The organism is Streptomyces chlorus (genome assembly GCF_042655885.1).
In the GTDB taxonomy this organism is placed as follows: Bacteria; Actinomycetota; Actinomycetes; order Streptomycetales; family Streptomycetaceae; genus Streptomyces; species Streptomyces chlorus.
The window spans coordinates 23,329-37,427 of sequence record NZ_JBHSOA010000038.1; the positions used below are offsets into that span (position 1 = coordinate 23,329).

At 69.9% G+C, this 14,099-nt stretch carries 16 protein-coding genes; 4 read left to right on the forward strand and 12 right to left on the reverse strand.

Annotated elements, in window-relative coordinates:
• Positions 1-8: 8 nt before the first annotated feature.
• Positions 9-833, reverse strand: coding sequence for a sulfite exporter TauE/SafE family protein (locus ACFPZI_RS18475; RefSeq protein WP_381364297.1), 825 nt, complete (start codon positions 831-833; stop codon positions 9-11).
• Between the two features lie 249 nt (positions 834-1,082).
• On the opposite strand from ACFPZI_RS18475, the gene ACFPZI_RS18480 reads away from it, so the two are divergent.
• Positions 1,083-2,891, forward strand: coding sequence for an acyl-CoA dehydrogenase family protein (locus ACFPZI_RS18480; protein ID WP_381364299.1), 1,809 nt, complete (start codon positions 1,083-1,085; stop codon positions 2,889-2,891).
• 121 nt (positions 2,892-3,012) lie between these two features.
• Here the strand turns inward: ACFPZI_RS18480 and ACFPZI_RS18485 are convergent, their stop codons facing one another.
• The 7 genes from ACFPZI_RS18485 to ACFPZI_RS18515 all read right to left on the reverse strand — a co-directional run bounded on the left by ACFPZI_RS18485 (position 3,013) and on the right by ACFPZI_RS18515 (position 8,167).
• Positions 3,013-3,162 (reverse strand): hypothetical protein, encoded by a 150-nt coding sequence (locus tag ACFPZI_RS18485; protein ID WP_381364301.1) that lies wholly within the window; start codon positions 3,160-3,162, stop codon positions 3,013-3,015.
• 234 nt (positions 3,163-3,396) lie between these two features.
• Positions 3,397-4,320 (reverse strand): GNAT family N-acetyltransferase, encoded by a 924-nt coding sequence (locus ACFPZI_RS18490; protein ID WP_381364303.1) that lies wholly within the window; start codon positions 4,318-4,320, stop codon positions 3,397-3,399.
• A gap of 85 nt (positions 4,321-4,405) precedes the next feature.
• Positions 4,406-4,669, reverse strand: a complete 264-nt coding sequence (locus tag ACFPZI_RS18495; RefSeq protein ID WP_381364304.1) for a metal-sensitive transcriptional regulator — start codon at positions 4,667-4,669, stop codon at positions 4,406-4,408.
• A gap of 57 nt (positions 4,670-4,726) precedes the next feature.
• Positions 4,727-5,641 (reverse strand): sulfite exporter TauE/SafE family protein, encoded by a 915-nt coding sequence (locus tag ACFPZI_RS18500; protein ID WP_381364306.1) that lies wholly within the window; start codon positions 5,639-5,641, stop codon positions 4,727-4,729.
• Complete coding sequence (locus ACFPZI_RS18505) at positions 5,638-6,222, reverse strand: rhodanese-like domain-containing protein (RefSeq protein WP_381364308.1); 585 nt, start codon at positions 6,220-6,222, stop codon at positions 5,638-5,640. Before ACFPZI_RS18505 ends, ACFPZI_RS18500 begins: the two co-directional genes overlap by 4 nt.
• Before the next feature lie 114 nt (positions 6,223-6,336).
• Positions 6,337-7,743, reverse strand: a complete 1,407-nt coding sequence (locus tag ACFPZI_RS18510) for a rhodanese-like domain-containing protein (protein WP_381364310.1) — start codon at positions 7,741-7,743, stop codon at positions 6,337-6,339.
• A 106-nt stretch (positions 7,744-7,849) separates the two neighbouring features.
• On the reverse strand, positions 7,850-8,167 hold the full coding sequence (locus ACFPZI_RS18515) for a rhodanese-like domain-containing protein (RefSeq protein ID WP_381364312.1): 318 nt from the start codon (positions 8,165-8,167) through the stop codon (positions 7,850-7,852).
• Between the two features lie 338 nt (positions 8,168-8,505).
• Between ACFPZI_RS18515 and ACFPZI_RS18520 the strand changes: the two genes are divergently transcribed.
• Complete coding sequence (locus ACFPZI_RS18520) at positions 8,506-8,910, forward strand: MFS transporter (protein ID WP_381364313.1); 405 nt, start codon at positions 8,506-8,508, stop codon at positions 8,908-8,910.
• A gap of 369 nt (positions 8,911-9,279) precedes the next feature.
• Here the strand turns inward: ACFPZI_RS18520 and ACFPZI_RS18525 are convergent, their stop codons facing one another.
• From ACFPZI_RS18525 to ACFPZI_RS18535, 3 genes are read right to left on the reverse strand one after another with little or no spacing between them, the layout of a single operon-like run.
• Positions 9,280-9,726 (reverse strand): hypothetical protein, encoded by a 447-nt coding sequence (locus ACFPZI_RS18525; protein ID WP_381364315.1) that lies wholly within the window; start codon positions 9,724-9,726, stop codon positions 9,280-9,282.
• Between the two features lies 1 nt (position 9,727).
• On the reverse strand, positions 9,728-10,132 hold the full coding sequence (locus ACFPZI_RS18530; RefSeq protein ID WP_381364317.1) for a chymotrypsin family serine protease: 405 nt from the start codon (positions 10,130-10,132) through the stop codon (positions 9,728-9,730).
• 46 nt (positions 10,133-10,178) lie between these two features.
• Entirely contained in the window at positions 10,179-11,486 is a 1,308-nt protein-coding gene (locus ACFPZI_RS18535; protein ID WP_381364318.1) for an MFS transporter, read from the reverse strand.
• A gap of 123 nt (positions 11,487-11,609) precedes the next feature.
• On the opposite strand from ACFPZI_RS18535, the gene ACFPZI_RS18540 reads away from it, so the two are divergent.
• Positions 11,610-12,578 (forward strand): LysR family transcriptional regulator, encoded by a 969-nt coding sequence (locus tag ACFPZI_RS18540; protein ID WP_381364320.1) that lies wholly within the window; start codon positions 11,610-11,612, stop codon positions 12,576-12,578.
• Between the two features lie 199 nt (positions 12,579-12,777).
• On the opposite strand, the gene ACFPZI_RS18545 is transcribed toward ACFPZI_RS18540, so the two are convergent.
• Positions 12,778-13,062: a hypothetical protein gene (locus tag ACFPZI_RS18545; protein WP_381364322.1), complete on the reverse strand. Its 285-nt coding sequence runs from the start codon at positions 13,060-13,062 to the stop codon at positions 12,778-12,780.
• 118 nt (positions 13,063-13,180) lie between these two features.
• Here ACFPZI_RS18545 and ACFPZI_RS18550 point away from each other — a divergent pair.
• On the forward strand, positions 13,181-14,099 hold a 919-nt coding region (locus tag ACFPZI_RS18550), incomplete at its 3' end, for an MATE family efflux transporter (RefSeq protein ID WP_381364324.1).

Consider the following 14,099-nt stretch of genomic DNA (forward strand, 5'->3'; position numbering starts at 1 on the left):
GCCGGCGGTCAGCGCAGTGTCTGGGCGGCGTAGAGCGTGCCGAGGGCGACGGCGAGGGTGCCCAGGGTGAGGCGCAGCATGGCCTCGGGCAGCCGGGGCTGAAGGCGGGCGCCGAGGTAGCCCCCGACGAGGCCGCCGAGCCCGCAGGCCAGGCCGAGGCCCCAGTCCGGTGCGACGTCGCCGGGGCCGACGAGCGACAGAAGGGCAAAGGTGGCGGCGCCGACGAGGGACGTGACGAACGTCGAGGCGAGGGCGGCGGGGGCGACTCGGCCGACGGGCATGCCCCGGCCCACGAGGATCGGGCCGAGCAGGGAGCCACCGCCGATGCCGTACACGCCGCCGATGATCCCGACGACGAGGGCGAGTCCGCTCACGGCACGGCCGGACGGTTCGGCGTGAGCGTCAGTCTGCTGCGAGGGCGGCCGCCGCCGGACGGTCCTGGCGCACAGCCACACGCCGATCGGTACGAGGAGCGTGGCGATCAGCAGGCGGAACACCGTGGGACTCGGCAGCGCGAAGACCCGGATCACCGCGCCGATCACGACCCCGGGGACGGTGCCGAGGACCAGTCGCCGGGTGAGCGGACCACCCAGCGCCCCGTCCTGGCGGTAGCGCCACAGCGCCCCCGGGCCGGCGACGACGTTGTAGAGGAGGTTGGTCGGAGTGACCGCCGGGCTCGGCACACCGAACAGGCTGAGCTGGACCGGCAGCAGGAACACCGCGCCGGAGACCCCGACGGGCGCGGTCACGACCGAGATCAGCGCACCGACGACCAGCCCGGCCCACCACAGTTCCACGAACACTCTCACCGGCGGCGGCGGAATGGCCGGCACCGTCTCCTGAGCCGGCCATGGCCCCCCGCCTGGACGCGGGCCGACGCGAGCGAGCTCCAGATCGCTCACCGATCCATGCCGAGCCGCTCGGCAACAGGCCCCGGACCGCGGTCGGTCCGGGGCTGTGCACGCACCCCCTGTTCGAGGGTGGTGCGTGCCCGCCGTTGTCGATCATCGTGCCCCACCCCCTGAGCTCTTTCAATCGTGGAAATGATCATGATGTGATCAACAACGGTAGCCTGGGCGACTGTGATCGACACTCGGCTTTCTCCCTCACAGCCCTTGCCGGACGAACTCGCCACCGCACTGTTCGGTACCCGCGCCGCGACTTTCCACCATCCCTGGATGCGACTGTTCAGCTCTGCACCCTTTTCCTACCAGGAGGGGCTTACCCACGAGGCGCGCATCCGGCTGTCCTATGAGCGCCTGCGTCTGGTCAACAACGCCATCGACGATCCGCTGGCCTTCGCCTGCGATCCTGCCGCGCTGAGCGCGATGCACGAGTGGGCTGGTGCCGTCGACGCCGGCATGGCGACCTGCGCCAGCATCCACTACAACCTTTTCCTCGGCAGCCTCCTCGATCACGACCACGACGATCGGGATCTGACCGAGTACGCGCAGATGGCTCGCGTCGGAACGTTTCTGTGCACCGAACTCGCGCATGGCAACGACGCCGCCCAGATGGAAACCACCTGCACCTTCGACCGGGACACCGGCGGCTTCGTTCTCAACACCCCTCGCCCCGATGCCTGCAAGTGGATGCCCAACACCAGCCCCGTGGGCGGGCCCAAAGACGCCGTGGTCGCCGCCCGCCTCCTCGTCGACGACCGCGACCTGGGCGTCTTCCTGTTCCTGACCCCGCTGCACGATGCCCACGGCACACCGATGCCCGGCATCGAGATACGCGGCTTGCCCCAGGCCGCCAGCAGCCCCGTCGACCACTGCGCCACCAGCTTCCACCACGTCCAACTGCCCTACACCTCACTCCTTCAGGGCGACCACGGACGTCTCACCCGTGACGGCCACTTCACCAGCAGCCTCGGCAGCCCCCGCAAACGCTTCCTGCGCTCCATCGGCCGCGTCACCATGGGCAAGCTCTGCATGAGCGCCTACAGCCTGGGCACCACCCGCCACGCCTTGACCGTCGCCATCCGCCACGCACACAACCGCCACACCTCCGGCATGACCAGCGGACACAAGGTTCCGCTGTTCACGCACCGCAGCCACCACGCACCCCTCCTGGAAGCCACCGCCACCGCCTACGCCGCCACCCTCCTGCAACGCAGCGTCACCCAGCAGTGGACCGACGCGGCAGACAGCGACCTGGAGCGGTGCGAACGGCTCATCGCCGTCACCAAGGGGTGGATCACCTGGCAGGCCCGCGCCATCATGACCGAGTGCCGTGAACGCTGTGGTGCCCAGGGCCTGATCCTGGCCAACGGCATCGCCGGCCAGCTCGCCGCGAACGAAGGCACCATCACCGCCGAAGGCGACAACAAGGTCATCTGGGTCAAGGCCGCCGGTGAAATGCTCCTCGGCGGCTTCACACCCCAGCCGGCCGACGACATTCCGCCCGAGCAGCGCTCACTGGATGATCCGCGGTACCTGCAGGACCTCCTGGCGGACGTCGAGCGAATATGGCACGAGCGGGCCCGCGCCCGCCTCCGCACCGGCCGCGCCCCCTCACCCCTGGCGCGGTGGAACAGAACCGTCACCCCCGCGCTCCAACTCGTCGAGGCGCACGCCCATCGCCTGGCCGGCCAGGCACTGTCCGACTCGGCCGACCAGGCCGGTACCGCACAGACCCGGCAACTGCTCACCGACCTGCACCGGCTGTTCGCCTTTCGCCGGATCGCCGCGCACAGCGGCGACCTGCTGGCCCAGGGGCGGATCACCGCGGACCAGGTACAACAGTTGCCCGACGCCGTTGACAACGTAGTCGCAGCCCTGGAACCCCACGCGCTGACGCTGATCGAAGGGTTCGACCTGCCGGAGGGGCTGCTGGACAACCACCCCATGCTGCACGCCGACAAGCCGGCCATTCTCGTACCGGCGTAGTCACGGCGCCGCCGCGAGCATGGGGACCGGCACGCCCCGCCGGGGCTCCGCCCTCTCACCACCTGCCAGGAGGCTTGTATGAGTGAGCTTCCCCCGCTGAGTGGGAGCTCTGAGCCGGGGATCAGGAGTACAAGGCCAGGTGGCAGGAGTACAAGGCCAGGTGGGAGGTGCAGGTGAGCCTGTCGCCGGTGCTCAGGGCGTACACAATGCGGCTACCGAAGCCGTGGTAGTCGGCTCGCAGGGCCGCAGAAGCAGCCTTCTTTCCGGTCACGCGGTCGTTCTTGGACGAACAGGTTCCTGGATCCGGTGAGTTGGCCGCTGTTCGCGCATGGAGGAAGGGCCTCCTGGTAGCACGCGGGTGTCGAATCCGTAAGCGCTGCAGGAGGCCCTTTTGCCTCAGTTGGCCGACTCCCCCACTCTCGGCCCCGCTCGAGCGGGAGGAACCCCCACCGCGTCGACGTCCTCCTCCGCCTTGCAGCTGGACGCTTCCCCCATCGCCCCCCGCTCACCTGAGTTGATGAGGTGCCGCCGATTCCCTGCGACCTGATCCGCCGGACAGGCCCTGGACGTCCCGGTATCGGTCCCGGACCTCGGGGCGTTGCTGGAAGCCGGCTGACCTGTAGGTGGCGACGGCGCCGACATTGGAGCTTGGAGTGCAGACGATCGCGCTCGACGAGCCCAGCTCCTGGAGTGCGGCCGCCGCGGCGACGGTGATCGCCTCGCCGTGGCCCTGACGGCGATGTTCCCGGTGCACGCCCATCGGTTCGAGCAACCCGGGCCTGCCCGGACCGGCCGACCACACCGTCACCGCCGCCACCGCGTTGCCCTGGTCGTCGTACGCGACCAGGCACCGGGCGTCGGCGTACGGCAATCCGGCCGCCATCGCGTGCCAGCGCTCGTCCGTGAACCTCGACCCGTCGAACGCTGCCCGATGTACGGCGGCAAACACGTGCGCCTGCTCCGGCCCAGCCACCTCGATCCGCACGCCTGGGTCCTTCACCGGCTCCGTGAGGTCGCGGCGCAGCGGCGTCCACGGCTCGTCGGTGTTCCAGCCGTCCTCGAACAGCAGATCCTGGACCAGTGCACCCATCGGCGCCTCGATGTTCACCTTCCCCTCGGGCAGCACGCCGCCCTCCGGTCCGGTCACGTCCACAACCAACTGCCGCGCCAGCTCCTCGTCCCGCTGAGCGTCCGGCGCGATCGTCAGCCGCAACAGGCCGGGACCGTCCAGCAGTCCGACGGCGAGAATCAGTCCGTCCCGGCTCCACGTCCGGACCGCCGCGGCCGTCGCCTCCGCACCCAACCGCCAGAACCAGCCCAGGTCCCCCGGATGCAGTTGCATCGGCGCCCCGTCGTACTGCCACTCCCGCAGCACGCCCACAGCCTTGCTCAGCCCGTCGACTCCCGGCTTGCCCAACACAATCGCCATACCCCGACCACACACCACCGCACCGACGGTCCGCACCCGGTTTCCGGCCGGCATGGGGGGGTGTGCCGACCGGACGGAGGAGGGGTCAGGCGAGGGCGAGGAAGAGTTTCTCCAGCTCCCGCCGTGTCATGGGCGGGGTGCCGGAGTCGCCGGTGAGGCACTGCCGCATCCCGCTTGCCACGATCTTGAATCCGGCCCGGTCCAGGGCCCGGGAGACGGCGGCGAGCTGGGTGACGACGTCCTCGCAGTCGCGGCCCGACTCGACCATCGCGATCACAGCGGCCAGCTGTCCCTGAGCCCGTCGCAGATGGTTCAGGACAGGGCGTACCGATTCTTCGTCCGCTTGCACCGAGATCCTCCTTCACCCCCCTGACAAGAATACCCCAGGGGGTATGAATCAGGACTTTCAGGACTTCACTGTGGTCTGTTCGTGTCCCTCCACCGGTGCGGAAGGCATCTGCGGCGGCAGCGCGGAGCGGGGCCGCGTTGCCCGCCATAGCCGGGCGGCGACCGCGGCGGCCGGCACGGCCCCGAGCCCCGCCCACGTGGCCGGGTGGGTCCAGACGGCGGTGCCGAGCTGCTGCGCGAGGACGAAGACGCCCATGACGACGACGAACCAGCCGAACGCCGTGCGCAGCACGTCCTGGGGGATGCGGCCCGCGAGGCGGCCGCCCGCGAGGCTGCCGGCCACCGCGGCGGCCGTCACGGTCAGGGCGAGGCGCCAGTCGATCTCGACGCTCGAGAGGTGCCCGGCGAGTCCGGCGAAGGACTTCATCGCGATGACGAGGAGCGAGGTGCCGACCGCGATGCCCATCGGCAGCCCGCCGAGTATGACGAGGGCCGGGACGATGAGGAACCCGCCGCCGGAGCCGACCAGGCCCGTCACCGCGCCGACGACGAGACCCTCCACCGCGATGTGCTTCAGGGGGAGATCGCCGCGGGTGGGCCGCGCCTTCTCCCTGCCGCGCCGGGGCTTGCGGAGCATCGCGACCGCGGTGGCCAGCATCATCAGGGCGAAGGCGACGAGCAGGACCGTGCCCGGAATGTACTCGGCGAGCCGTCCGCCGCCGTACGCGCCGACCATGCTGAACGCGCCGAAGAGCAGGCCGGTCCGCCAACGGATCCGCCGGGCCCGCGCGTGCGGGACCAGCGCTGCCAGGCTGGTGACGCCGACCACGAACAGTGAGGTGGCGATGGCTTCCTTGGTGCCCTGTCCGGCCAGGTAGACCAGGATCGGCACCGTCAGGATCGAGCCGCCGCCACCGAGCACGCCGAGGCTGACGCCGACGAGCAGGGACGCCGCGACGACCAGGGCGGTCACGGCGTGCTCCGCAGCTCCGCGATCACCGTGCGGAGGTCGGGGCGCGGCCCGCGGTTGTACGGCAGCTTGGACAGCAGGACACCCATGGTGCAGGAGTTGCTGAGGGCCGCGTAGGTCAGGCCGGCGCCGATCGCGGTGCCGATCAGGTGCGCGCCGGGCACGAACGCGCCGACGAGGCCGGTGGTCAGGACGATCGATCCGGCGACGAGCCGGACCTGGCGCTCCATGTCCCACCGCTCGGGGCCCCGGTTGACGGGTGCGCCGGCCGTCTCCCAGGCGATGATGCCGCCCTCCAGGACGCGCAGGTTCGGCAGGCCGGCGTCGGCCAGGGCCTTCTCGGCCTGGGCGGCGCGGGCCCCGGAGCGGCAGACGAGCACGACGTCCTCGTCGAGGTGGGCCAGGAGCTCGGCCCGGTGCTCGCGCAGGGTGGCCAGGGGCACGTTGTACGAGCCGGGGATGTGTGCGGTACGGAACTCGCCGGGGGCGCGCACGTCGAGCAGGCGCGGCGCCCGTCCTTCCTGGACGAGCCGGTGCAGCACGGCGGGGGCGAGGGAGAAGGTGGGCGCGGGGGTGGTGCTCATGGGGTTCCCTTCGGATCGGACGTATATACCTAGGGGGGTATACGTGGGGCGTGAGGGGCCCCGGCGGTCGTCGGGGCCCCAGGGGCGAGTGGTGGGAGGCTGTGGCTGTGGCGATCAGGCGCCGGCGAGCTCGGCGGCTTCGGTCGACTCCACCGACAGGGCCCAGGCGGCGTAACCGCCGAGGATGTCGGAGACGTCCTGGAAGCCGCGGTGGCGCAGCAGGCTCGCCGCGATCGAGGAGCGGTGGCCGCCGGCGCAGTGCAGGACCAGGGGCCGGTTGGCGGGCAGCTCGTCCGCGCGCTGCGGGAGTTCGCTGAGCGGGATGTGCAGGGCGGACTCGATGAAGCCGTTCGCCTCGCGTTCGCCGCAGGTGCGCACGTCCACGACGAGGGGAGGGTTGTCGCCGGTGAGGGCGGTGCGCAGGTGCGCGGCGGTCACGCGGCTCGCCGGAGTGACCTCGTCGGTCAGCTTCTCCAGTGCGTCCTCGGGGTTGCGCAGGTAGCCCACGGCGCGGTCGAAGCCGATCCGGGCGAGGCGGGTGACGACCTCCTCCTCCCGGTTCTGCGGCGCCATGACGACCAGTTCGTCGGCCGGGTCGAGAACGGTGCCCGCCTGTTCGGCGAACCGCCCGTCCGCGGGCACGTTCACCGCGCCGCGCAGGTGGCCGGCTGCGAACTCCTGCGGGTCGCGTGTATCCACCACCACCGCGCCGGCGGCCCGCAGCTCGGTGAACTCGGCGAGTGGCAGCGGCCGGGGGGCGGCCGAGGGGTCGTACCGAACGCGGTCCTTGCGGTTGAGCTCGGCGTCGTAGGCGAAGTAGCCGGGCGCCGCGGACTGGCCGGCGGTGACGAGCGCGACGAACTTCTCGCGCCCCATCGGCGCGCACGCGTAGTTGGTGGCGCGCTGCTCGCCGATGGTCGACTGCTTCTCCGTCGAGAGGTTCTTGCCGCAGGCGGAGCCGGCGCCGTGCGCGGGGAAGACCCGCACCTCGTCGGCAAGGCCCATGAGCTTGTTCTGAACACTGTCGTGGAGCATCGCGCCGAGCTCCTCGGCGGTGACGCCGACCGAGGCGAGCAGGTCGGGGCGTCCGACGTCGCCGATGAACAGCGCGTCGCCGGTGAGGACGCCGTACGGGACGGAGTCATCGGCGTGTTCGTACACGACGACGCTGATGGACTCGGGGGTGTGCCCGGGCGTCTCCATGATCTCCAGGGTGATGTCGCCGAGGGAGATGCGCTCGCCCTCGGCGAGCTTGCGGATCGGGTACTCGGTCTCGGCCCGCCGGCCGTAGGCGATCCAGGCGCCGGTCTCGTCCGCCATCTCCAGGTGGCCGGCGACGAAGTCCGCGTGGAAGTGCGTGTTGATCACGCCGACCACCGTGAGACCGTGTGCGGCGGCGTCGGCCAAGTACTCGGAGACGTCCCTGCGCGGGTCGACGACGACCGCCTGGCCCGTACGCTCGTCGGCGATCATGTACGACGCCTGGGAGAGGCAGTCGAGGTAGTACTGGGTGAAGAACACGGCAACCCCTTCATGAGGAACACGCCCCCGGAGGTGGGTGCGAGGGTGTGGGGGCGCGGGCTGCTGCCCGCCCGGCGTGACGGGTCCAGGTGCTGGGCCCGGGTGTTCAGGTGGCGTGGACGGCCGTGCCGTACACGAGCGGACGACCGGTGCGGGCCCAGCCCGCAGTGCCGCCCGCGACGGCGTCCATCCCGAGAGCCGCGAGATGTTCGGCGGCCCAGCCGCTCCGGTTGCCGCCGGTGCAGATCACGTACACCGGCCGGTCGCCGGGCAGATCACCGATGACGGCACCGAGCGCGGACAGCGGAGTGCTGAACGCCCCCGGGACATGGCCGGCCGCGTACTCGTTGGACTCGCGGACGTCGATAACGAACGCGCCGTGGGCGAGCTCGGCCGCGAAGACGTCCAGACCTGTTTCACGCATCGAGGTACCCCTTGCTTTCGATACCCCCCTGGGTATTTACGTACTCGACCGTAAGCCGACTCCTGCGGGGAAGTCAAATACCCCTGGGGGTATCCTGACTCACAGGGGAGCGTGCACCTTCGTGCACGATTCAGAATACCCCTGGGGGTATTCTGAACTGCGGGTACGTGTCCCCCGGCAGATCAAGAACGCCTGGGACGCCGCGCTGGAGCTGCGAGTGACCACCCGAACAAGGGGTGCGACAGGGCCACCCGTACACGCCCACCGGCGTAGCCCGGCCCTGCACCCGGCGCCCACGTTCCCGCACCACCTCGCCACGGCACGGAGGACATCCGCTCGTGAACGCCACGCCTACAGTCGCTACGCCGACCGACGCCTCCAGGCGCCCGGTCCGCCTCGGCCTGCGGGAGAACTGGCCTCAGTTCTCCCTGCTCGTCGTCGTCAACATCGCCGTAGGCGGCCTGGTGGGCCTGGAACGAACCGTCGCTCTCGGACTCGGCACCGCCATGGTCTACCCCGCCCTCATCGCCTCCGTCTCCGACCACGCCCACCCCGCCTGGCGGGCCAACGCCCTGGGCACCTACCGCTTCTGGCGCGACATCGGCTACGCCGCCGGAGCCCTCGTCGCCGGCGTCCTTGCCGACATGCTCGGCCTCAACGCCACCGTCATCGCTGCCGCCGTCCTCACCGCCGCCTCCGGCCTGCTCGCCGCCCGCTGGATCACCGACCGTACGAGGATCTGACGACTGCCACACAGGAGTGGGCGGCCTGGGCATTTGCGGCAGGGGACGACGAGTCCGGTGTCGGCGCAGGCGCTGTCGCACAACTTGGCGAACCAGCCACCGAGTTGGTTCGTGCGGAGGACGGTCTCGCCATAGCCGACGTGGCGACCGGCTCGCAGGCATGGACCGAGCCGGACGGCAACGGCGGCGGCTGGAGGGTTCACCAGGACGGTCCCTTGCGTTCCGCCTGCCCTGCGGAGGTACGGCAGCACCTGCTGGGCGTGGCCACCGGCTCTTCTGTCGCCGCGCCGGGGCAGGCCGGGTGGCTCCGGTCCGGTCCGGACCCGTCGGCGGTGCGACGGGTCCGGGCATCGGTTCCCCCGGGTCACCTCACTGCAGGGACAGGCCCTCGGGTGAGGTGAGCCCCTTGGCGGGGTCGGCGCGGAAGGCCGCCGTCCATGCCACGGGCGAACACGAAGTTCCGTTGGGGTGTTGCTCCGTCAACCGTGCGCGGCGGCTGTCGGCCACGACGACCCGGTCGTCCCGCGCCGCCGTCACCTTCAGCCGCACCGGGACGGTGACGGCGCCGATGTCGTCAGGCAGCCGGACCGACACCCCTGCGATCGGGTTGTCCGCGTCGCCGGACTTCTGCTCCTTGCACTTGTCCTCCACGCACACGCGGATCACCGCCGCGTCCGTGCTGCCGAAGTCGGCGGGCCGCCACACCACGGCGACCGCGGAGTCCATGTCCGCCTGGGTGCACAGGGTTTCCTGGCCGAAGACCGAGCAGCCGGTCAGAGCCGCCACCGTGGCGAGGGTGAGCAGGATGCGTCGCATGTCAGGACCTCGCCACGGTGCCGGGGAGGGCGCTGTTGGCCAACCCGATGTCGGTGAAAATGAGGCGGCACGGGTCGAAGAACCCACCGCTGTTGTCACTTCCGCCGCCTCCGCCACCGCAGATGACCCCCTTGGCAATGGCGCGTCCGCTGCTGTCGACGGTATACGTCGGCCCTCCGGAGTCGCCCGGCGTGGTGCAGGCGCCCGAGCCCTTCTCGGCCACGACCACGTTCTTGGCGACCATTCCGGAGCTGTACTTCACGGTGGCCTGGGTCGCGGTCACCTTCCAGCCGCACTTCTCGCCGGTCACCATGCCTCCCGTGCAGAGCTTGTCGCCGCGTTGCGCCCAGCGGCGCCAGTTGTCCCGGACCACCGGGCCGATGTGGACGGACTCGCTCAGGTTCATGACGGCGCCGTTCGGTCGGAATGAGGTCGGCAGAGCTTATGGGCGTTCATGACATGGACACAATGGAAATGGGATCTTTCGCTCTTGTGGTGCCAACTCGCCTCTGAGGTCCAGGTCCGGGCGTATTGGCCGACGCGGCGGACTCAGGGTCGGGCATGTGTGTTCGTTTGGGCAGCAGGAGCGGGGTGGCGAGCAGGAGGATGCCGGAGATGGTGATCGCGGTGAGCGTGCTGGTGAGTGTCGCGAGGATGCCCCAGAGCACCATGAGCATGGCCTGGGCGAGTTTGCTGCTGACACTCCATGCTGTGAGGACTTGTGCGGCGTGATCGGCGGGGGTGCGTTGCAGACGTTCCGTCGCGTTGATGGGGTTGAAGATGCCCATGCAGGTGATCAGCAGGCCCTCGACGATGATCACCGTGAGGAGCCCGGGGATACCGGGCTGGGTGAACGCGAGGCCGAGCGGGAAGATCGAGCGCAGCCAGCCGGATACGTTCATGGTGCGGTGGCGACCGTAGCGGGCGACGAGGCGAGCGGAGAGACGGGCACCGGCGAAGCCGCCGACTGCCGGGATGCCGAAGGCGAGACCGTATTGCCAGGCGGGGAAGCGGTATTGGCCGAGCAGGAGGACGGCCAGGAGCGGACTGGTGGCCATGATCAGACCGTTGACTGTCACGGAATTGAGGAACAGACGGTGTAGGACGCGGTCGTGGAGGATGAATCGCCAGCCGCCCAGGAGGTCGGTGGCGCGCACCCTGGTTGCCGGGTCGCGGGGTGCCGCGACGTCGCCTCCACGGATGCGGAAGACCCCGAGCGCGGACAGCAGGTGGCTGAGGGCGTCGGCGGCGACGGTGACAACCGGGCCGAGCAACCCGATGAGCGCGCCACCGAGGGGCGGGCCTGCCGCGGTCGCCACCCAGCTCGTGCCCTCGAACCTGCTGTTCGCGATGAGGAGATGGTCTTTGTGGACGAGGTATTTCAGGTATGCCCCAGATGCCGCGGTGAAGGCGATGTTCGCCGTTCCGGCTATGACCGAGACGACCAGCAGTTGGCCGTAGGACAGTAAGCCGAGGAGGTACGCGATCGGAACGCTCACCATGGCGAGGAACCGGATCAGGTCCATCGCGATCATCACCGGACGCTTGGCCCGGTGCTCGACCCACGGCCCGAACGGGACCGCGACGATCGCGGCAACGGCAAGCCCGGCGGCCCCCAGGAGCGAGACGGCGAATGCCGGCGAGTGCAGCACCCGAACGGCGATGAGCGGGAACGCCCCGAAAGCGATCCACGTGCCGTACGTGCTGACGGCGTAGGCCGACCACAGCCAGCCGAAGTTGGACCCCAGTCTCACGCGCACATGACTCCCTCGCGACAACCGAATGTTTGGCTACTTGAATCACACCAGGCGCATCGGAGCGCCATCAAACAACCGGCTCCCGACGAGCCACAACGATTGGTTGGGCATGGATAGGCTGGGTCGATGGATACGGAAGCGGTGCGATCGTTCGTCCGCGCGGCCGAGCTCGGACAGTTGCGATACGCGGCCGACGAGCTGGGCGTGACACAGCAGGCGGTCTCGAAGCGGATCGCCGCTCTGGAGCGCGAGCTGGAGGTCCGTCTGTTCACCCGTACCGCCCGAGGGGTCGAGCTGACGCTCGATGGGCAGGCGTTTCTCCCGCATGCCCGGAGCATCGTCACGGGTGTCGAACGCGGCATCACCGCCGTCAAGCCGGGCTCCCGGGCCCTTCGGATCGACGTTCTCGGCCTGCGAAGCGCGCAGGCCGTTGTTCTGCACGACTATTGGCGGTCGCATCCCGAAACCAACCTCGACGTGGTGACCCTCAGGGTCAACGACCCGCGCGTGGCGGTCGCCGCCGTCGAAGCAGGCGATATCGACGCCTCGTTCCGCACCGTCACCGACCCGGCCACCCTGCCGCGCGACGTGCGAATGATCCACGCGTTCGACTCCCCGCTGGAACTCCTCGTCGGCCCGAGACATCCGCTCGCCTCAGCACGAACACTGACGCCACTCCAGCTGCGCCAGCACCGGATCTGGGTGCCGGGTATCGCGCCGCGCAGCGAATGGGCAGAGTTCTACGATCAGCTCGCCACCGACTTCGACCTACGCATCGACGCGGCAGGCCCGCACTTCGGCGACGAAGTACTCCTGGACACCCTCGCGGACTCCGCAGACGTGGCCACCCTCGTCGGCGCACGCGACCGGTACATCTGGCCGACGAACTACGACCTACGCCGCATCCCGATCGTCAATCCGACCCTCGCATACCCACTCTCGCTCATCCTCCCCAAAACGAACCCCCACCCAGGACTCCGGGCGATCATCAACCACTTCGGAAACCTGGCAGCCCTCCCTGAGACGACCTGGCGCCCATCCTGGGCAACGACGCCACGCCGCAGCGATGGCGATATCGCACGCGCCCGACGCTAACGATCGTTTCCAGCGGCGCGCTGCCGGCATGTCTCGCTGAACCCGCGCGTAGCCAGGGCGACTCGACCAGCCACTGCGAACAACCTCATGGCCGGAAACAACCAGGCTGCGAGCGGGCACCCACGCCCCGTCAAAGGGGGAGCGCCCGGCACGGCTTCTCACATCAGGTGGTGCCGAGCCCGACCGGCGGCTGAGTTCGTCAAGCCGTCCGTCCTTGCGTGCCGGCTCGACGGACCCACTGGCGACCACCCCCGCTGGGCGATGTCGCCCGGGCCCGCATCGGTGAGCCCGGGGCGACGAAGGAGAGGTGCTGCGGCTCGGGCATCGGCTGCCCGGCCATGGCCCTCACATTTTCCAGCAGCGCGTGCAGCGGTTTCGGTTCACCGCCGGCGGTGCGCGCGGCCTCGGCGTACGTCGGCACGTGCTTGCCTTCGACGTAGCAGGCGCCCTGCTTGATCAACTCCTGGCAGCGGGCGGCCCACACGGGCCACTCGCCCAGGTCGGCGCGGGCGGCGCGGGTCCGCCTAGGGTCTCTTCCCGGTAGGGGTGAACCGCCCCGGAGAGTTCGTCACTTCCGCTGATCTTTCGGCTCCCGCAGTGTGATGATCGAACCCGTGATCAGCAAGGGGACTAGACCGGCCGGACGCAGTACGTGGATCGAGATAGCGGCGGCAGCACTCCCGCTGTACCTGACGATGATCGCCGCATCAGCCGGCGCTCTGGTCGACACCGCGCTGCTCGGCAACCACTCCACCGCTACGCTCGCGGCCTTCGCCGTCGCCATGGCCGTGTTCAGCCCCGCTACCGCCACGGTGGCGGGCGCGCTGCGCGGCGTGATGCCATTTGTCACGCCGCGCAAGGGGGATCCTGACCATCTCCTGTCCGTGGTGCGCAGCGGGATGTGGCTCGCGATCACCGTGGGTGCCATCGCCGCGGCAGCGGTCGCGTCAGTTCCTCTGATCGGTCAAGCGGCCGGGGTTCCCCGCATCGTTCTCGACCAGCTGGGGATCTTCCCCTTCCTGTTGGCCGGCAGCGTGCTCGCCATCGCGGTCAGCTCGTCAGCTACATCCGTCCTGGTTGCACTGGGCCACTCAAAGCTGGTGATGCGGGCCGGACTGCTCGGCACCGCCGCATCCGTCACGCTCTCTGTCCTCCTCGTGGGTGGTCCCGGCCCGCTGCCGGGTTACGGCCTGACCGGGGCAGGCGTCGCCATGCTCGCCTCCAGCGTGATCAGCGCCTGCGTCAACCAGGTCTCCCTCCGCCGCTCTACCGTGCTGACCGGCCGCTCTCTGTATCCGGGCCGGCCTAATGTGAAGCAGGTCTGGACATTGGGCGCCGTGGGGATTCCGCTGGCCGGCACGGTACTCGTCAAGTTCGCCGTCCTGGGCGTGTTGACCTTCGCGGCGGCCAGGGTCGGGACCGACAGCGCCGCGGTGCACAGCGTCGGCATCTCCCTGGTCAACCTCATCTTCACAGCTGCGGTGGCGGTCGGTCAGGCCACCATCCCTCTGATCTCCGACT